The sequence below is a fragment of the Enterobacter sp. NFIX59 genome, assembly GCF_900113755.1.
Classification (GTDB): domain Bacteria; phylum Pseudomonadota; class Gammaproteobacteria; order Enterobacterales; family Enterobacteriaceae; genus Enterobacter; species Enterobacter pseudoroggenkampii.
This window is the reverse complement of sequence record NZ_FOQN01000014.1, coordinates 1-17,066: the sequence shown is the minus strand read 5'-3', so window position 1 is coordinate 17,066 and position 17,066 is coordinate 1. Positions and strand designations below refer to the sequence as shown.

34 protein-coding genes are annotated in these 17,066 nt (G+C 50.5%); 1 reads left to right on the top strand and 33 read right to left on the bottom strand.

Annotated features, from left to right (window positions below):
- Positions 1-12: 12 nt before the first annotated feature.
- The 30 genes from zntR to rpsJ form a co-directional block, all read right to left on the bottom strand.
- The gene (zntR, locus tag BM007_RS22775) at positions 13-438 is read right to left on the bottom strand and encodes a Zn(2+)-responsive transcriptional regulator (RefSeq protein ID WP_024909663.1); all 426 of its coding nucleotides are present in this window, start codon (positions 436-438) and stop codon (positions 13-15) included.
- Between the two features lie 2 nt (positions 439-440).
- Entirely contained in the window at positions 441-809 is a 369-nt protein-coding gene (locus BM007_RS22770) for a DnaJ family domain-containing protein (protein WP_024909664.1), read from the bottom strand.
- Positions 810-916: 107 nt separating this feature from the next.
- Entirely contained in the window at positions 917-1,300 is a 384-nt protein-coding gene (gene rplQ, locus BM007_RS22765) for a 50S ribosomal protein L17 (RefSeq protein ID WP_001216368.1), read from the bottom strand.
- A gap of 40 nt (positions 1,301-1,340) precedes the next feature.
- Positions 1,341-2,330, bottom strand: a complete 990-nt coding sequence (gene rpoA / locus BM007_RS22760) for a DNA-directed RNA polymerase subunit alpha (RefSeq protein WP_002919219.1) — start codon at positions 2,328-2,330, stop codon at positions 1,341-1,343.
- 25 nt (positions 2,331-2,355) lie between these two features.
- Positions 2,356-2,976: a 30S ribosomal protein S4 gene (gene rpsD / locus BM007_RS22755; protein ID WP_004868345.1), complete on the bottom strand. Its 621-nt coding sequence runs from the start codon at positions 2,974-2,976 to the stop codon at positions 2,356-2,358.
- A gap of 33 nt (positions 2,977-3,009) precedes the next feature.
- A complete protein-coding gene (rpsK, locus tag BM007_RS22750) occupies positions 3,010-3,399 on the bottom strand; it encodes a 30S ribosomal protein S11 (RefSeq protein ID WP_003863312.1) in 390 nt (129 codons plus the stop codon).
- Positions 3,400-3,415: 16 nt separating this feature from the next.
- A complete protein-coding gene (gene rpsM, locus BM007_RS22745; RefSeq protein WP_003863308.1) occupies positions 3,416-3,772 on the bottom strand; it encodes a 30S ribosomal protein S13 in 357 nt (118 codons plus the stop codon).
- 146 nt (positions 3,773-3,918) lie between these two features.
- Entirely contained in the window at positions 3,919-4,035 is a 117-nt protein-coding gene (gene rpmJ / locus BM007_RS22740) for a 50S ribosomal protein L36 (protein WP_000868187.1), read from the bottom strand.
- A gap of 31 nt (positions 4,036-4,066) precedes the next feature.
- Positions 4,067-5,398: a preprotein translocase subunit SecY gene (secY, locus tag BM007_RS22735; protein ID WP_003863305.1), complete on the bottom strand. Its 1,332-nt coding sequence runs from the start codon at positions 5,396-5,398 to the stop codon at positions 4,067-4,069.
- A gap of 7 nt (positions 5,399-5,405) precedes the next feature.
- Complete coding sequence (rplO, locus tag BM007_RS22730; RefSeq protein ID WP_003863304.1) at positions 5,406-5,840, bottom strand: 50S ribosomal protein L15; 435 nt, start codon at positions 5,838-5,840, stop codon at positions 5,406-5,408.
- 3 nt (positions 5,841-5,843) lie between these two features.
- On the bottom strand, positions 5,844-6,023 hold the full coding sequence (gene rpmD, locus BM007_RS22725; protein WP_003863301.1) for a 50S ribosomal protein L30: 180 nt from the start codon (positions 6,021-6,023) through the stop codon (positions 5,844-5,846).
- Between the two features lie 6 nt (positions 6,024-6,029).
- Positions 6,030-6,530 carry a 30S ribosomal protein S5 gene (gene rpsE / locus BM007_RS22720; RefSeq protein WP_003863299.1) on the bottom strand — a complete coding sequence of 167 codons (501 nt, stop codon included), beginning with the start codon at positions 6,528-6,530 and terminating at the stop codon, positions 6,030-6,032.
- Positions 6,531-6,544: 14 nt separating this feature from the next.
- On the bottom strand, positions 6,545-6,898 hold the full coding sequence (gene rplR / locus BM007_RS22715) for a 50S ribosomal protein L18 (RefSeq protein ID WP_003863297.1): 354 nt from the start codon (positions 6,896-6,898) through the stop codon (positions 6,545-6,547).
- A gap of 9 nt (positions 6,899-6,907) precedes the next feature.
- Positions 6,908-7,441, bottom strand: coding sequence for a 50S ribosomal protein L6 (gene rplF, locus BM007_RS22710; protein WP_003863296.1), 534 nt, complete (start codon positions 7,439-7,441; stop codon positions 6,908-6,910).
- A gap of 12 nt (positions 7,442-7,453) precedes the next feature.
- Entirely contained in the window at positions 7,454-7,846 is a 393-nt protein-coding gene (rpsH, locus tag BM007_RS22705) for a 30S ribosomal protein S8 (protein WP_006178918.1), read from the bottom strand.
- A 30-nt stretch (positions 7,847-7,876) separates the two neighbouring features.
- Entirely contained in the window at positions 7,877-8,182 is a 306-nt protein-coding gene (rpsN, locus tag BM007_RS22700; protein ID WP_003863291.1) for a 30S ribosomal protein S14, read from the bottom strand.
- Positions 8,183-8,196: 14 nt separating this feature from the next.
- Positions 8,197-8,736, bottom strand: coding sequence for a 50S ribosomal protein L5 (rplE, locus tag BM007_RS22695; protein ID WP_001096206.1), 540 nt, complete (start codon positions 8,734-8,736; stop codon positions 8,197-8,199).
- Positions 8,737-8,750: 14 nt separating this feature from the next.
- On the bottom strand, positions 8,751-9,065 hold the full coding sequence (gene rplX / locus BM007_RS22690; RefSeq protein WP_003863287.1) for a 50S ribosomal protein L24: 315 nt from the start codon (positions 9,063-9,065) through the stop codon (positions 8,751-8,753).
- 10 nt (positions 9,066-9,075) lie between these two features.
- Complete coding sequence (rplN, locus tag BM007_RS22685; RefSeq protein WP_002919748.1) at positions 9,076-9,447, bottom strand: 50S ribosomal protein L14; 372 nt, start codon at positions 9,445-9,447, stop codon at positions 9,076-9,078.
- 166 nt (positions 9,448-9,613) lie between these two features.
- Positions 9,614-9,868 carry a 30S ribosomal protein S17 gene (rpsQ, locus tag BM007_RS22680; protein WP_008503489.1) on the bottom strand — a complete coding sequence of 85 codons (255 nt, stop codon included), beginning with the start codon at positions 9,866-9,868 and terminating at the stop codon, positions 9,614-9,616.
- Positions 9,868-10,059, bottom strand: a complete 192-nt coding sequence (rpmC, locus tag BM007_RS22675) for a 50S ribosomal protein L29 (RefSeq protein WP_003863282.1) — start codon at positions 10,057-10,059, stop codon at positions 9,868-9,870. Before rpmC ends, rpsQ begins: the two co-directional genes overlap by 1 nt.
- Positions 10,059-10,469 (bottom strand): 50S ribosomal protein L16, encoded by a 411-nt coding sequence (rplP, locus tag BM007_RS22670; protein WP_002919759.1) that lies wholly within the window; start codon positions 10,467-10,469, stop codon positions 10,059-10,061. Before rplP ends, rpmC begins: the two co-directional genes overlap by 1 nt.
- A gap of 12 nt (positions 10,470-10,481) precedes the next feature.
- A complete protein-coding gene (gene rpsC / locus BM007_RS22665) occupies positions 10,482-11,183 on the bottom strand; it encodes a 30S ribosomal protein S3 (protein WP_000529945.1) in 702 nt (233 codons plus the stop codon).
- Positions 11,184-11,200: 17 nt separating this feature from the next.
- Entirely contained in the window at positions 11,201-11,533 is a 333-nt protein-coding gene (gene rplV / locus BM007_RS22660; RefSeq protein WP_002919773.1) for a 50S ribosomal protein L22, read from the bottom strand.
- 14 nt (positions 11,534-11,547) lie between these two features.
- Positions 11,548-11,826, bottom strand: a complete 279-nt coding sequence (gene rpsS, locus BM007_RS22655) for a 30S ribosomal protein S19 (protein WP_001138117.1) — start codon at positions 11,824-11,826, stop codon at positions 11,548-11,550.
- Between the two features lie 16 nt (positions 11,827-11,842).
- Positions 11,843-12,664, bottom strand: coding sequence for a 50S ribosomal protein L2 (gene rplB, locus BM007_RS22650; protein ID WP_000301859.1), 822 nt, complete (start codon positions 12,662-12,664; stop codon positions 11,843-11,845).
- Positions 12,665-12,681: 17 nt separating this feature from the next.
- Positions 12,682-12,984 carry a 50S ribosomal protein L23 gene (gene rplW, locus BM007_RS22645; protein ID WP_000617546.1) on the bottom strand — a complete coding sequence of 101 codons (303 nt, stop codon included), beginning with the start codon at positions 12,982-12,984 and terminating at the stop codon, positions 12,682-12,684.
- Positions 12,981-13,586 carry a 50S ribosomal protein L4 gene (rplD, locus tag BM007_RS22640; RefSeq protein ID WP_000424395.1) on the bottom strand — a complete coding sequence of 202 codons (606 nt, stop codon included), beginning with the start codon at positions 13,584-13,586 and terminating at the stop codon, positions 12,981-12,983. Before rplD ends, rplW begins: the two co-directional genes overlap by 4 nt.
- Positions 13,587-13,596: 10 nt before the next feature.
- Complete coding sequence (gene rplC, locus BM007_RS22635) at positions 13,597-14,226, bottom strand: 50S ribosomal protein L3 (RefSeq protein WP_003863274.1); 630 nt, start codon at positions 14,224-14,226, stop codon at positions 13,597-13,599.
- A gap of 32 nt (positions 14,227-14,258) precedes the next feature.
- Positions 14,259-14,570: a 30S ribosomal protein S10 gene (gene rpsJ / locus BM007_RS22630; RefSeq protein ID WP_001181005.1), complete on the bottom strand. Its 312-nt coding sequence runs from the start codon at positions 14,568-14,570 to the stop codon at positions 14,259-14,261.
- A gap of 380 nt (positions 14,571-14,950) precedes the next feature.
- On the opposite strand from rpsJ, the gene BM007_RS22625 reads away from it, so the two are divergent.
- Positions 14,951-15,424, top strand: a complete 474-nt coding sequence (locus BM007_RS22625; RefSeq protein ID WP_090421159.1) for a prepilin peptidase — start codon at positions 14,951-14,953, stop codon at positions 15,422-15,424.
- Here BM007_RS22625 and bfr read toward each other — a convergent pair.
- From bfr to BM007_RS22610, 3 genes are all read right to left on the bottom strand, one after another.
- The gene (bfr, locus tag BM007_RS22620) at positions 15,408-15,884 is read right to left on the bottom strand and encodes a bacterioferritin (protein WP_008503492.1); all 477 of its coding nucleotides are present in this window, start codon (positions 15,882-15,884) and stop codon (positions 15,408-15,410) included. The genes BM007_RS22625 and bfr overlap by 17 nt on opposite strands.
- A 72-nt stretch (positions 15,885-15,956) precedes the next feature.
- Complete coding sequence (gene bfd, locus BM007_RS22615) at positions 15,957-16,151, bottom strand: bacterioferritin-associated ferredoxin (protein ID WP_008503493.1); 195 nt, start codon at positions 16,149-16,151, stop codon at positions 15,957-15,959.
- A 179-nt stretch (positions 16,152-16,330) separates the two neighbouring features.
- The coding region (locus tag BM007_RS22610) for an elongation factor Tu (RefSeq protein WP_090421149.1) at positions 16,331-17,066 on the bottom strand (736 nt) is incomplete at its 5' end.

Sequence of the window (17,066 nt, the reverse complement as noted above, 5' to 3'; positions counted from 1 at the left end):
ATGGACTAAAAATCAACAGCCCTCGGTTTCTCCACTGGCCCCCTGTTCAAGGGCTTCCAGTATGGAACAATAAATACTGCTGTGGGCCGTCCCGCAGCAGGCATCATTCAGCCTTTGCAGAGAGCGCTGCATGGTTTGCAGCTCCTGGATGCGTGCTTCAACTTCATCCAGCCGGGCCTGCACAATGCTTTTAGATTCCTGGCAGGTGTGATGTTCCGGATCGATGCGGATCGATAATAGCTCGCGGATCGAATCCAGCGTGAAGCCGAGCTGACGCGCATAACGAATAAATCGCAGGCGCTGCAGATCGTTATCGGTATAAAGGCGAAAGCCTCCTTCTGTACGAACTTCATGATCGATCATCTGCTGCTTTTCGTAATAACGGATGGTATCCGGCGTAACGTTCGCAAGCTTCGCAAGTTCACCAATACGGTACATAACTACTCCTCGTTTATTCTCTGCATCAATCTTTCACCGTATTCACCGCGCAGAAAATCAGTGTTCATCCCAGCCTGGCGCAGCTTGAGTTCAAGCAGGGCGAGACGGCGGCTCAGTTCAGAATGTCGCGGATCGTCCTGACGGATACCGTTGAGAAGATCGGCCAGTTCAACAGCCTCTCTGCGCTGTTCGAGCTCCGGAGGGAGACAGCCCGCGTTTTTCAGTAAACGGTATCCAGCTCGCAGTTCAGGCGCAATATGCGAGTCATCGTCAAGCACAAGGGGTTCGCCGCTTCCCGGGAGATCGTCGAATTCACCTTTATTTTGGGCATCGCGAATATGGCGTTCTGCCCACTGGTCGAGCAACCACATTACCAGCTCCAGGGAATGAACAGAATTGATACAGACATTGTAGAGAAGTGGGGATATCGCGGATATAAAAAAACCCGCCGGAGCGGGTTTTTTTACGTTACTACAGATTACTCTGCAGCAGCTTCTGCTTTCTCTGAACGATCAACCAGCTCGATGTAAGCCATCGGCGCGTTGTCGCCTGCACGGAAACCACACTTCAGAATGCGAGTGTAACCACCGGCACGGCTCGCGAAACGCGGGCCCAGTTCGTTAAACAGTTTTGCCACGATCTCGTTATCACGAGTACGGGCGAATGCCAGACGACGATTAGCAACGCTGTCAGTCTTGGCAAGAGTAATCAGCGGCTCAACTACGCGACGCAGCTCTTTCGCTTTAGGCAGGGTCGTCTTGATGATCTCATGACGAACCAGTGAACCTGCCATGTTGCGGAACATAGCCTGGCGATGGCTGCTGTTGCGGTTCAGTTGACGACCACTCTTACGATGGCGCATGACCTTATCCTTCTCAGTAAAACCTTAACCTGTGATCCGGTTACTCGTCAGCAATGCTTGCCGGTGGCCAGTTTTCCAGGCGCATGCCCAGAGACAAACCACGTGAAGCCAGCACGTCTTTAATCTCAGTAAGAGATTTTTTACCCAGGTTCGGCGTTTTCAGCAACTCAACCTCGGTACGCTGTACCAGATCACCGATATAGTGGATAGCTTCTGCCTTGAGGCAGTTAGCAGAGCGGACAGTCAATTCGAGATCGTCAACAGGGCGCAGCAGGATCGGATCGAATTCTGGTTTCTCTTCTTTCACTTCCGGCTGACGTACATCACGTAAGTCAACGAAAGCTTCCAGTTGTTCTGCCAGGATGGTTGCCGCACGACGAATCGCCTCTTCAGGATCGATTGTGCCATTGGTTTCCATTTCGATGACCAGCTTGTCCAGGTCGGTACGCTGTTCTACACGCGCTGCTTCAACATTGTAGGCAATACGCTCTACAGGGCTATAGCATGCGTCGACCAGCAGACGGCCGATTGGGCGCTCATCTTCTTCCGAATGAATTCGGGCAGAAGCCGGCACATAACCACGACCGCGCTGAACTTTGATACGCATGCTAATAGCTGCGTTCTCATCGGTCAGGTGGCAGATCACGTGCTGCGGCTTGACGATTTCAACATCACCGTCGTGGGTGATGTCGGCTGCAGTCACAGGGCCAATGCCAGATTTATTCAGAGTAAGAATAACTTCATCTTTACCCTGAACTCTCACCGCCAGCCCTTTCAGGTTGAGCAGGATTTCAAGGATATCTTCCTGAACGCCTTCTTTGGTGCTGTACTCATGAAGTACACCATCAATCTCAACCTCGGTCACCGCGCAACCCGGCATCGATGAGAGCAGAATACGGCGCAGTGCGTTACCCAGAGTATGGCCAAAGCCACGCTCTAAAGGCTCAAGGGTCACCTTGGCGTGCGTCGAACTCACTTGCTCGATATCTACCAGGCGCGGTTTTAGAAACTCTGTCACAGAACCCTGCATTGTGTCCTCTCTTTGGTACTAAGCTTTACTTGGAGTAAAGCTCGACGATCAGGTGTTCGTTAATGTCCGCAGACAGATCAGAACGTTCTGGCTGACGCTTGAACGTACCTTCCATCTTGCCAGCATCAACTTCCAGCCAGGTTGGCTTTTCACGCTGCTCAGCCAGCTCCAGAGCGGCCTTCACGCGAGATTGCTTTTTCGCTTTCTCACGAATGCTAACAACGTCATTCGCTTTAACCTGATAAGAAGCGATGTTAACAACACGACCGTTTACCATGATTGCTTTGTGGCTAACCAGCTGACGTGATTCAGCACGAGTAGCGCCGAAGCCCATACGGTATACAACGTTGTCCAGACGACCTTCCAGCAGAGCGAGCAGGTTTTCACCTGTGTTGCCTTTCAGACGTGCTGCTTCTTTATAGTAGTTACGGAACTGACGCTCCAGCACACCGTACATACGGCGAACTTTTTGCTTTTCACGCAACTGCACACCATAGTCAGACAGACGCGGTTTACGCGCACCGTGCTGGCCAGGAGCTTGTTCAATTTTACACTTGGTATCGATCGCGCGAACGCCAGACTTAAGGAATAAGTCGGTGCCCTCACGACGGCTCAGCTTGAGCTTAGGACCCAAATATCTTGCCATTTTCTATCTCCAACTAACCTAAAAAACGGAGCGTTATACGCGACGTTTTTTCGGCGGACGACAACCGTTATGAGGGATCGGAGTCACATCAGTAATATTCGTGATGCGGAAACCAGCGGCGTTCAGAGCGCGAACAGTAGATTCACGACCCGGACCCGGACCTTTAACCATAACTTCCAGATTCTTGATGCCGTATTCTTTTACGGCTTCTGCGCAACGCTCTGCTGCAACCTGAGCTGCGAACGGAGTGGATTTGCGAGAACCACGGAAACCGGAACCACCGGCTGTTGCCCAACCCAATGCGTTACCCTGACGATCAGTAATAGTAACGATGGTGTTGTTGAAAGAAGCATGGATATGAGCCACGCCGTCAGAGACTTGTTTTCTTACACGTTTACGTGCACGAACTGGTGCCTTTGCCATTATTCAATCACCCCGATTATTTCTTGATCGGTTTGCGCGGACCCTTACGGGTACGTGCGTTGGTCTTAGTACGCTGACCGCGCACTGGCAGACCACGACGATGACGCAAACCGCGATAGCAACCAAGATCCATCAGGCGCTTGATGCTCATGCTGATTTCACGGCGCAGATCACCTTCAACGACAAATTTGGCAACTTCGTCACGCAGCGTGTCGATTTGTTCTTCAGACAGCTCACTGATCTTAACATCTTCAGCGATACCCGCTGCAGCCAGAATGGCTTTAGAACGGGTCTTGCCGACGCCGTAGATCGAAGTTAATGCGATCACAGCATGTTTCTGATCAGGAATGTTAATGCCTGCTATACGGGCCACTATGCACTCCTACTATTTAATATGTACGCACCATGCTGAAAAGCCCGTTTTCAGGATACTCAAATGGAAACGTACAGACATACAAAAGATTGGCTGGCTAATCTAGCCAGCTCAACCCAACTTTGCAAGAAAAATATGCGAAATAATCAGCCTTGGCGCTGTTTATGCTTCGGCTCGGCACTGCAAATCACACGGATGACACCATCACGCTTAACGATTTTGCAGTTACGGCATAATTTCTTGACGGAAGCACGAACTTTCATTTTTACTCTCCGTAACTTCTCAGGCGACCATTTAGCGGCCGTAGCCTTTCAGGTTCGCCTTCTTCAATGCAGACTCGTACTGACTGGACATCATCAGAGTTTGCACTTGAGCCATAAAGTCCATAATCACGACAACAACGATAAGCAGTGAGGTCCCACCGAAGTAGAACGGTACTTTCATTGCATCACGCATGAACTCCGGGATCAGGCAGATAAAAGTAATATAAAGCGCACCAACCAAAGTCAGGCGAGTCATTACTTTATCGATATACTTCGCCGTTTGCTCTCCCGGACGAATTCCTGGTACAAATGCACCGGACTTCTTCAGGTTATCTGCTGTTTCACGCGGGTTGAAGACCAACGCCGTGTAGAAGAAACAGAAGAAGATGATCGCAGACGCATAGAGTAACACATAAAGTGGTTGCCCAGGCTGCAAATACAGCGAAATTGTTGTCAGCCAGTTCCAACCAGTACCGCCCCCGAACCATGACGCGATGGTCGCCGGGAACAGAATAATACTGGAAGCGAAGATAGCCGGGATAACCCCCGCCATGTTCACTTTCAGCGGTAAATGTGTGCTCTGTGCAGCATAGACACGACGACCCTGCTGACGTTTAGCGTAGTTCACCACAATGCGGCGTTGACCACGTTCAACGAAGACAACAAAGAACGTCACTGCAAATACTAATACTGCAACCAACAGCAACAGGAGGAAGTGCAGGTCGCCTTGACGCGCTTGCTCAATAGTATGGGCGATGGCTGGCGGGAGGCCCGCAACAATACCGGCGAAGATAATGATTGAGATACCGTTACCGATACCACGCTCAGTAATCTGTTCGCCGAGCCACATCAGGAACATAGTCCCTGTGACCAGACTTACAACAGCGGTGAAGTAGAATGCAAAGCCCGGGTTTAACACCAGGCCCTGCATACCAGGCATATTCGGCAGACCGGTAGCAATACCGATCGACTGGAATATTGCCAGCACCAGAGTACCGTAACGGGTGTACTGACTAATCTTACGACGTCCAGACTCCCCTTCTTTCTTCAACTCTGCCAGGGCCGGATGAACGACCGTCAGCAGCTGGATAATAATAGATGCCGAAATGTACGGCATAATACCCAATGCGAAGATAGAAGCACGGCTGAGAGCACCACCAGAGAACATGTTGAACATTTCAATGATGGTGCCTCGCTGTTGCTCAAGCAGTTTGGCAAGTACAGCGGCATCGATACCAGGGATCGGAATAAAAGAGCCAATACGGAACACAATCAGCGCGCCGATAACAAACAGCAGTCTGCGTTTCAGCTCGCCAAATCCACCTTTGGCACTTTGAAAATCTAATCCCGGTTGCTTAGCCATCTGCTACTTATTCCTCAATTTTACCGCCAGCAGCTTCGATAGCAGCACGAGCACCTTTAGTAACACGCAGGCCACGAACAGTTACCGGAGTAGAAACTTCACCAGCCAGGATCACTTTCGCGAACTCGATCTGGATACCGATAATGTTTGCTGCTTTCAGCGTGTTCAGGTCTACAACGCCGCCTTCAACTTTCGCCAGGTCAGACAGACGGATTTCCGCTGTGATCGCTGCTTTGCGAGAGGTGAAGCCGAACTTCGGCAGACGACGGTACAGTGGCATCTGGCCACCCTCGAAACCGCGACGTACGCCACCGCCAGAACGAGAGTTCTGACCTTTGTGACCACGACCACCGGTTTTGCCGAGGCCAGAACCGATACCACGACCCAGGCGTTTACCCGCCTTTTTAGAGCCTTCGGCCGGAGACAGAGTATTTAAACGCATCTCTTACTCCTCAACTTTAACCATGAAGTAAACCGCGTTGACCATACCACGAACAGCAGGAGTATCCTCGCGCTCAACGGTATGACCAATACGACGCAGACCCAGGCCAAGCAGCGTTGCCTTGTGTTTCGGCAGACGACCGATTGCACTGCGGGTTTGAGTGATTTTAATAGTCTTTGCCATGGTCAATTACCCCAGAATTTCTTCAACGGATTTACCACGCTTGGCAGCGACCATTTCTGGAGAATTCATATTTTCCAGGCCATCAATAGTTGCACGAACCACGTTGATCGGGTTGGTGGAACCATATGCTTTAGCCAGAACGTTATGAACCCCAGCAACTTCCAGAACGGCGCGCATTGCACCACCGGCGATGATACCGGTACCTTCTGAAGCTGGCTGCATGAATACACGAGAACCCGTGTGAACACCTTTAACTGGGTGCTGCAGGGTGCCGTTGTTCAGCGCGACGTTAATCATGTTGCGACGGGCTTTTTCCATCGCTTTCTGGATCGCTGCTGGAACTTCACGCGCTTTACCGTAACCAAAACCAACGCGACCGTTACCATCGCCTACTACAGTCAGAGCTGTGAAGGAGAAAATACGACCACCTTTAACGGTTTTAGATACGCGGTTTACCGCGATCAGCTTTTCCTGCAGTTCGCCAGCCTGTTTTTCGATGTGAGCCATCTTACACCTCTACCTTAGAACTGAAGGCCAGCTTCACGGGCAGCATCTGCCAGTGCCTGGACACGACCATGATATTGGAACCCGGAACGGTCAAAGGAAACATTGCTGATGCCTTTTTCCAGAGCGCGTTCAGCAACAGCTTTACCTACAGCTGCAGCGGCGTCTTTGTTACCGGTGTACTTCAATTGTTCTGAGATAGCTTTTTCTACAGTAGAAGCAGCTACCAGAACTTCAGAACCGTTCGGTGCAATTACCTGTGCGTAAATATGACGCGGGGTACGATGTACCACCAGGCGAGTTGCACCCAGCTCTTTGAGCTTGCGGCGTGCGCGGGTCGCACGACGGATACGAGCAGATTTCTTATCCATAGTGTTACCTTACTTCTTCTTAGCCTCTTTGGTACGCACGACTTCGTCGGCGTAACGAACACCCTTGCCTTTGTAAGGCTCAGGACGACGGTAGGCGCGCAGATCTGCTGCAACCTGACCGATCAGCTGTTTATCAGCGCCTTTCAGCACGATTTCAGTTTGAGTCGGGCATTCTGCAGTGATACCGGCCGGCAGCGGATGCTCAACAGGGTGTGAGAAGCCCAGAGACAGGCCTACTGCATTCCCTTTGATAGCTGCACGATAACCTACACCAACCAGCTGAAGCTTTTTAGTGAAGCCTTCGGTAACACCAACAACCATTGAGTTCAGCAGGGCACGCGCGGTACCAGCCTGAGCCCATCCATCCACGAAACCATCACGTGGACCGAAGGTCAGAGCGTTATCTGCATGTTTAACTTCAACAGCTTTGTTGAGGGTACGAGTCAGCTCGCCGTTTTTACCTTTGATCGTAATAACCTGACCGTCGATTTTGACATCAACGCCGGCAGGAATAACGACCGGTGCTTTAGCAACACGAGACATTCTTTCCTCCGATTAGGCTACGTAGCAGATAATTTCGCCACCAAGACCAGCCTGGCGCGCTGCACGATCAGTCATAACACCTTTAGAGGTAGAAACAACTGCGATACCAAGACCAGCCATAACTTTTGGCAGCTCATCTTTTTTCTTATAGATGCGCAGGCCTGGGCGGCTGACACGCTGAATGCTTTCTACAACAGCTTTACCCTGGAAATACTTGAGAGTAAGTTCCAGTTCCGGCTTGGTGTCGCCTTCAACTTTAAAATCTTCGATAAAACCTTCTTCCTTCAGCACGTTGGCAATTGCCACTTTCAGCTTGGCGGAAGGCATGGTGACCGCAACTTTGTTCGCGGCCTGACCGTTACGGATACGGGTCAGCATATCCGCGATCGGATCTTGCATGCTCATCTGTCTTTACTCCCGTGATTCAATTGGTAATTACCAGCTAGCCTTTTTCAAGCCTGGCACTTCACCGCGCATAGCGGCTTCACGCAGTTTGATACGGCTCAACCCAAACTTGCCCACATAACCATGTGGACGACCTGTTTGACGACAGCGGTTACGCTGACGAGACGGGCTGGAATCACGCGGCAGAGACTGCAGCTTGAGAACCGCATTCCAACGATCTTCGTCGGAAGCGTTCACATCAGAAATGATCGCTTTCAGTTCAGCGCGTTTAGCGAAGAATTTATCAGCTAAAGCTACGCGCTTTACTTCGCGTGCTTTCATTGATTGCTTAGCCATTCAGTAACCCTACCTTACTTGCGGAACGGGAAGTCAAAGGCAGCCAGCAGAGCACGGCCTTCTTCGTCAGATTTCGCAGTAGTGGTAATGGTAATATCCAAACCACGCACGCGGTCGACTTTATCGTAGTCGATTTCTGGGAAGATGATCTGCTCACGGACACCCATGCTGTAGTTACCACGACCGTCGAAAGACTTAGCGGACAAGCCACGGAAGTCACGGATACGTGGAACAGCAATAGTGATCAGGCGCTCAAAGAACTCCCACATGCGTTCGCCACGCAGAGTTACTTTACAGCCGATCGGATAGCCCTGACGGATTTTGAAGCCTGCAACAGATTTGCGTGCTTTGGTGATCAGCGGTTTTTGACCGGAGATTGCTGTCAGGTCAGCTGCTGCGTTATCCAGCAGTTTCTTGTCAGCGATCGCTTCACCAACACCCATGTTCAGGGTGATCTTCTCGACCCGAGGGACTTGCATGACAGAATTGTAGTTAAACTCAGTCATGAGTTTGTTAACTACTTCGTCTTTGTAGTAATCATGCAGTTTCGCCATCGTACTACTCCAAATTACTTGATAGTTTCGCTGTTAGACTTGAAGAAACGGACTTTTTTGCCGTCTTCGAATCTAAAGCCTACACGGTCAGCCTTGCCGGTAGCCGCATTGAAGATTGCAACGTTAGAAACCTGAATAGCAGCTTCTTTTTCAACGATGCCGCCTGGTTGGTTCAGGGCCGGAACCGGCTTCTGATGTTTCTTAACCAGGTTGATACCTTCAACGACAAGTTTGCCGGAAGACAGAACATTTTTTACTTTACCGCGTTTACCTTTATCTTTACCGGTTAACACGATAACTTCGTCATCACGACGGATTTTCGCTGCCATGATTCGCTCCTTAGAGTACTTCTGGTGCCAGAGAGATAATTTTCATGAACTTCTCAGTACGAAGTTCACGAGTTACCGGCCCAAAGATACGCGTGCCGATAGGCTGCTCGCTGTTATTGTTTAAAATAACGCATGCATTACCATCGAAGCGAATGACAGAACCGTCAGGGCGACGAACACCCTTCTTGGTGCGCACCACTACCGCCTTCAGCACATCACCTTTTTTGACCTTACCACGTGGAATTGCTTCCTTGATGGTGATCTTGATGATGTCGCCTACGCCTGCGTAGCGACGGTGCGAGCCACCCAGAACCTTGATACACATTACGCGACGTGCACCGGAGTTGTCGGCGACGTTCAGCATAGTCTGTTCTTGGATCATTTTAGTGCTCCGCTAATGTCAACTACTACCTGAGACTCTAAAATCAGAGCCGTTAAAAAGCCCCATATCGAGGGCGCGGCATTATAACACCGCTTCTGCAATATGGGTAGAAAAAATAAACGGCTCATCGCTGAGCCGTTTATTCGTATTGAGAAGGCGTACTGTATTACAGAACCGCTTTCTCTACAACGCGAACCAGCGTCCAGGACTTAGTCTTGGACAGTGGACGGCATTCACGGATTTCAACCTTGTCGCCGATACCACATTCGTTGTTCTCGTCATGTACGTGCAGTTTGGTCGTACGCTTGATGAATTTACCGTAGATCGGGTGTTTCACAATACGTTCGATAGCTACAACAATGGATTTCTCCATTTTGTCGCTAACAACACGACCTTGCAGAGTACGGATTTTATCGGTCATTACGCACCCGCCTTCTGAGTCAGTAAAGTCTTAACGCGTGCAACATTGCGACGCACTTGCTTCAGCAGGTGAGTCTGTTGCAGCTGGCCACTTGCAGCCTGCATACGCAGGTTGAACTGCTCACGCAGCAGGTTCAGCAGCTCAGCGTTCAGCTCTTCAACGCTTTTTTCACGCAGCTCTTTTGCTTTCATTACATCACCGTCTTAGTTACAAAGGTGGTTTTGATAGGCAGTTTCGCTGCTGCCAGGCCGAAGGCTTCACGGGCCAGCTCTTCCGGAACACCGTCCATTTCATAAAGGACTTTGCCCGGTTGGATCAAGGCAACCCAGTACTCCACGTTACCTTTACCTTTACCCATACGAACTTCCAGCGGCTTCTCGGTGATCGGTTTGTCCGGGAATACACGGATCCAGATCTTACCTTGACGCTTAACTGCACGGGTCATTGCACGACGTGCTGCTTCGATCTGACGTGCAGTCAGACGACCACGGCCAACAGCTTTCAGACCGAAAGTGCCGAAGCTAACATCCGTACCCTGCGCCAGACCACGGTTGCGGCCTTTGTGCACTTTACGGAATTTTGTACGCTTTGGTTGTAACATCAGCGACGCTCCTTATTTACGGCCTTTACGCTGCTGCTTTTTAGGTTGAGCAGCCGGTTTTTCCGGTTGTTCAACAGCAGCCATACCACCCAGGATCTCACCTTTGAAGATCCATACCTTAACGCCGATTACACCGTAAGTGGTGTGCGCTTCAGAGGTGTTGTAGTCGATGTCAGCACGCAGAGTGTGCAGCGGTACGCGACCTTCACGGTACCATTCGGTACGTGCGATTTCCGCGCCGCCCAGACGGCCGCTAACTTCAACTTTGATACCTTTAGCGCCCAGACGCATTGCGTTCTGTACAGCACGCTTCATAGCACGACGGAACATAACACGACGTTCCAGCTGAGAAGTGATGCTGTCAGCAACCAATTTAGCGTCCAGTTCAGGCTTACGAACTTCAGCGATATTGATCTGTGCAGGAACGCCAGCGATATCCGCTACGACCTTGCGCAGTTTTTCTACGTCTTCGCCTTTCTTACCGATAACGATGCCAGGGCGAGCAGTGTGAATAGTCACACGGATGCTCTTAGCTGGACGCTCGATAACGATACGAGATACAGACGCTTTAGCCAGTTCCTTAGTCAGGTACTGACGTACTTTAAAATCGCTGTCCAGGTTGTCAGCGAATTCTTTGGTGTTCGCAAACCAGGTAGAGTTCCATGGTTTTACAATACCCAGGCGAATACCATTAGGATGTACTTTCTGACCCATTGCTAGTCTCCAGAGTCTCAGCGATCGGACACAACCACAGTAATGTGGCTGGTGCGCTTCAGGATGCGATCTGCACGACCTTTCGCACGCGGCATAATGCGCTTCATGCTTGGGCCTTCATCTACGAAAATTTTCGCGACTTTCAGATCGTCGATGTCAGCGCCATCGTTGTGTTCAGCGTTAGCAATGGCAGATTCCAGTACTTTCTTGACCAATACCGCAGCTTTCTTGTTGGTATAGGTCAGGATGTCCAGGGCCTGCGACACTTTCTTACCGCGAATCAGGTCAGCAACAAGGCGAACCTTCTGAGCAGAAGAACGAGCATGGCGATGTTGAGCTAAAGTTTCCATCTCTTCCTCCTACCTTATTTCTTCTTCGCTTTTTTATCAGCAGCGTGGCCGCGATAAGTACGAGTCGGTGCGAATTCACCCAGTTTGTGACCAACCATTTCGTCGGTAACAAAGACTGGAACGTGCTGACGACCATTATGGACAGCGATGGTCAAACCGATCATGTTAGGAAAGATCGTTGAACGACGGGACCAAGTGCGCAGGGGCTTCTTGTCTCCGCTTTCCACCGCTTTCTCTACCTTCTTCAGCAAGTGCAGGTCAATAAAAGGACCTTTCTTGAGAGAACGTGGCATGGCTTATCCTCTAAAATTATTTGCTACGGCGACGTACGATAAATTTATCAGTACGCTTGTTGCTGCGGGTCTTCTTACCTTTGGTCTGAACGCCCCACGGAGTTACCGGGTGCTTACCAAAGTTACGACCTTCACCACCACCATGTGGGTGGTCGACTGGGTTCATCGCAGTACCGCGAACGGTAGGACGAACACCACGCCAGCGTGCAGCACCTGCTTTACCCAGAACGCGCAGCATATGCTCAGCATTGCCAACTTCGCCCAGAGTAGCGCGGCAGTCTGCTTCGACTTTACGCATTTCACCAGAACGCAGACGCAGGGTGACATAAGCACCATCACGAGCAACGATCTGAACGTAAGTACCAGCGGAACGTGCCAGCTGACCGCCTTTACCTGGTTTCATTTCTACGTTATGAACGGTAGAACCAACCGGGATATTGCGCATCGGCAGGGTGTTGCCTGCTTTGATTGCAGCATCAACGCCAGACTGAATCTGGTCGCCAGCTTTCAGGCCTTTAGGGGCCAGGATGTAACGGCGTTCGCCGTCTTTGTACAGAACCAGCGCGATGTTCGCGGAACGGTTCGGATCGTACTCAAGACGTTCAACAACTGCTGGGATACCGTCTTTGTTGCGTTTGAAGTCAACAATACGATAAGCCTGCTTGTGGCCACCACCGATGTGACGAGTGGTGATACGGCCATTGTTGTTACGACCACCGGATTTGCTGTTTTTTTCCAGCAACGGAGCAAAAGGTTTGCCCTTGTGCAGCTCAGGGTTAACCACTTTAACTACGTGGCGACGACCCGGAGATGTCGGTTTACATTTAACAACTGCCATTGTATTACTCCTCCGACTTACTCAGCGCCGCCAACGAAGTCCAGATTCTGGCCTTCTTTAAGGGTGACGTAAGCTTTTTTCCAGTCGCTACGACGACCGATACGCTGTCCGTGACGTTTAACTTTCCCTTTAACTACCAGGGTGTTAACGACTTCGACTTCGACTTCAAACAGTTTCTGCACAGCAGCTTTGATCTCTGCTTTGGTCGCGTCTTTAGCAACTTTGAGAACGATGGTGTTTGTTTTTTCCATCGCAGTAGACGCTTTTTCAGAAACGTGCGGTGCGCGAAGCACCTTCAGCAGACGTTCTTCACGAATCATGCCAGCATCTCCTCAACTTGCTTAACAGCATCAGCAGTCATTACGACTTTGTCGAAGGCGATCAGGCTAACCGGGTCGATACCAGTCGCATCGCGTACGTCAACCTTGTGCAGGTTACGTGCGGCCAGGAACAGGTTCTCGTCCAGCTCACCGGTGATGATCAGCACATCTTCCAGAGCCATGTCTTTCAGTTTCTGTGCCAGCAGCTTAGTTTTAGGCGCTTCTACAGAGAACTTCTCGACAACGATCAGACGATCCTGACGTACCAGTTCGGACAGGATGCTTTTCAGCGCGCCGCGGTACATCTTTTTGTTAACTTTTTGACTGTGGTCCTGTGGACGCGCAGCGAAGGTCACGCCACCTGAACGCCAGATCGGGCTCTTGATAGAACCTGAACGCGCACGGCCGGTACCTTTCTGGCGCCATGGCTTTTTGCCAGAACCAGTTACTTCAGCACGAGTCTTCTGAGCACGAGTACCCTGACGAGCACCAGCTGCATAAGCAACAACAACCTGGTGAACCAGCGCTTCGTTGAAATCACGACCGAAGGTAGTTTCGGAAACAGTCAGCGCGCTCTGCGCGTCTTTCAATACTAATTCCATTGCTATCCCCTTACGCCTTCACAGCTGGTTTAACGATCAGGTCGCTACCGGTTGCACCCGGAACTGCACCTTTAACCAGCAGCAGGTTGCGCTCAGCGTCAACACGTACTACGTCCAGGCTCTGAACGGTTACACGTTCGTTACCCAGCTGACCTGCCATTTTCTTGCCTTTGAACACTTTGCCCGGAGTCTGGTTCTGACCGATAGAACCCGGAACGCGGTGAGACAAGGAGTTACCGTGAGTAGCGTCCTGGGTACGGAAGTTCCAGCGCTTAACGGTACCAGCAAAACCTTTACCTTTAGAGGTACCGGTTACGTCAACTTTTTTAACGTCAGCAAACAGCTCAACGCTAATGTCCTGACCTACGGTGAACTCTTCGCCTTCAGCAAGACGGAATTCCCACAGACCACGGCCAGCTTCTACGCCAGCTTTAGCGAAGTGACCCGCTTCTGGTTTGGTTACACGGTTAGCTTTTTTAGCACCAGTGGTAACCTGAATAGCGCGGTAGCCATCGTTAGCCAGATCTTTAACCTGAGTAACGCGGTTTGCTTCAACTTCGATTACGGTTACTGGGATAGAAACGCCATCTTCAGTGAAGATGCGGGTCATACCCACTTTTTTACCGACTAAACCAATCATTGTTTCAACCTCTCAATCGCTCGATGACCTGATTAACCCAGGCTGATCTGCACGTCTACACCGGCAGCCAGATCCAGACGCATCAGAGCATCAACGGTTTTCTCAGTTGGCTCAACGATGTCAACCAGACGCTTGTGAGTGCGGATTTCGTACTGATCGCGCGCGTCTTTGTTGACGTGCGGGGAGATCAGAACGGTGAAGCGCTCTTTGCGGGTCGGCAGCGGGATCGGACCACGGACTTGCGCACCAGTGCGCTTAGCAGTCTCGACGATTTCCGCGGTTGATTGATCGATCAGACGATGATCAAACGCTTTAAGGCGGATACGGATTCTTTGGTTCTGCATGAGACCAGAGCTCCAATTATTTTATAAACGAAAATGATTACTCCTCAAACCCATTACGATTGATGGGAGAGTGTAACCGTTCTTACGTAGCTCCCCAATTGGGAGCATTGTTGAGTAACAAAATGAGCTACTCTGGTTCTGATTGAACCCGCCGTCAATTACGACAAGCCCGCGCATTATACGTAAATCTGGGCAAGACGCAAGTGCCGTTTAGAAATTAAGCGCCAAAGGTGCAGGATGCGTAAGAGCGCGCAACATTTCATGCTGTGTATTCTGCGTCGATTCTTTATTTCGAGCCGCTACGCATCTCCGTTTTTTGTGCATTGCCGGCCAGGCCGTTTATAACGAGTATGCGCTCAAACCCGTTTGAGGCCTTTTTCATGCTAACCACCCTCCCCTTTCTGCTGATCTATCTTTCACTGACTGCCTTACTGGTACATGCCGATATTCGCTACGGTCTGCTTCCCGATAAATTTCTCTGCCCGCTGCTATGGGCGGGTCTGCTCTTTCAGCTCTGTATCCATCCTGATTTTCTGCCGAGCGCGGTGGCGGGTGCGTTGGCTGGATATATTGGCTTTGCCGTTATTTACTGGGGCTACTGGTATATCCGCCGACGTGAAGGTATGGGATATGGCGATGTGAAATACCTGGCGGCGCTTGGTGCATGGCACGGCTGGTGCGTACTTCCTACGCTGGCGCTACTCGCGGCGCTGATGGCGCTTCTTTGCATTCTTGTTTTTTCGTTAATCCGCCCTGATAAGAAGGCAATAAAAAACCCGCTGCCTTTTGGGCCATTTCTGGCAGCAGCGGGTTTATGCATAGGCTGGAAAACGTTGGTTACTCTTCCACTTTAATCTGTGACTGAAGGTAGTTCTGCAGGCCAATTTTAGCAATCAGATCCAGCTCCGTTTCCAGCCAGTCAATGTGGCCTTCTTCATCGGCCAGGATCTGGATCATCATATCGCGGCTGACGTAGTCATGTACGCTGTCTGCGTAGGCAATGGCTTCACGGAGATCTTTGGCGCCTTCAAGTTCCAGCCTGAGGTCAGAACGCAGCATTTCTTCGACATCTTCTCCGATGCCCAGCTTGCCGAGATCCTGCAGGTTTGGAATGCCTTCAAGGAATAAAATACGCTCGATATATTTATCAGCGTGCTTCATTTCATCGATAGATTCATGGTACTCAACGTCGTTTAAACGTTTGAGTCCCCAGTTTTTGAACATTCTCGCGTGAAGAAAGTACTGGTTAATTGCGACAAGCTCATTTCCCAATAATTTATTGAGATAACTTATGATTTTAACATCACCTTTCATTATATAGTCCCTCCGCTTCCACTCATTGAAGCGTAGATCGGGCTACAGGGATGTCAAAAAAAAGATGGGCGCTTACGCGATCTCTTTGTATTCCGGGATCTGCATCAATTCGTCCTGCATGATCTCTCGCGCAGCACGTACGCATTTACCGCATTGATTTCCAACCGGAACAAATTTGCGTAGCTGTTGAAATGACTGAGGCTGAAACTGGCGAACGGCCTGACGTATTTTCTTGTCGCTTACACCATTACATAAACAAACGTACATAGAGACTCCCGTTCAAATTATGCGCAAAGTGTAAGTGAGAATGGTTATGATTACAATAGCACAAACGCCACAATACGGGACGGGAGCAGGCAAAAAATGCGAAATTTTGTGACAACGCCTGAGCGGCAAAAAACAAAAAAGGACGCCGAAGCGTCCTTTTTTTATTCGGGGATAATTAATTAGCCCAGAACTTTAGCAACAACGCCCGCGCCAACGGTACGGCCGCCTTCACGGATTGCGAAACGCAGACCGTCGTCCATCGCGATTGGGTGGATCAGAGTCACAACCATCTTGATGTTGTCGCCTGGCATTACCATCTCAACGCCTTCTGGCAGTTCGATGGTACCGGTCACGTCAGTTGTACGGAAGTAGAACTGTGGACGGTAGCCTTTGAAGAACGGAGTATGACGGCCGCCTTCGTCTTTGGACAGGATGTACACTTCAGATTCGAACTTGGTGTGTGGCTTGATTGAGCCTGGCTTCGCCAGAACCTGACCACGTTCGATTTCTTCACGTTTGATACCACGCAGCAGAACACCAACGTTCTCACCAGCACGGCCTTCGTCCAGCAGTTTGCGGAACATTTCAACGCCAGTACAGGTAGACTTCGCAGTCTCTTTGATACCAACGATTTCAACTTCTTCGCCAACTTTGATGATACCGCGCTCTACACGACCGGTAACAACGGTACCACGACCGGAGATGGAGAATACGTCTTCGATTGGCAGCAGGAATGGCTTGTCAATCGCACGCTCTGGTTCTGGGATGTAAGAATCCAGGAAGCCAGCCAGTTCGATGATTTTCGCTTCCCACTCAGCTTCGCCTTCCAGCGCTTTCAGAGCAGAACCACGAACGATTGGGGTATCGTCGCCTGGGAAATCGTACTGAGACAGCAGTTCACGAACTTCCATCTCT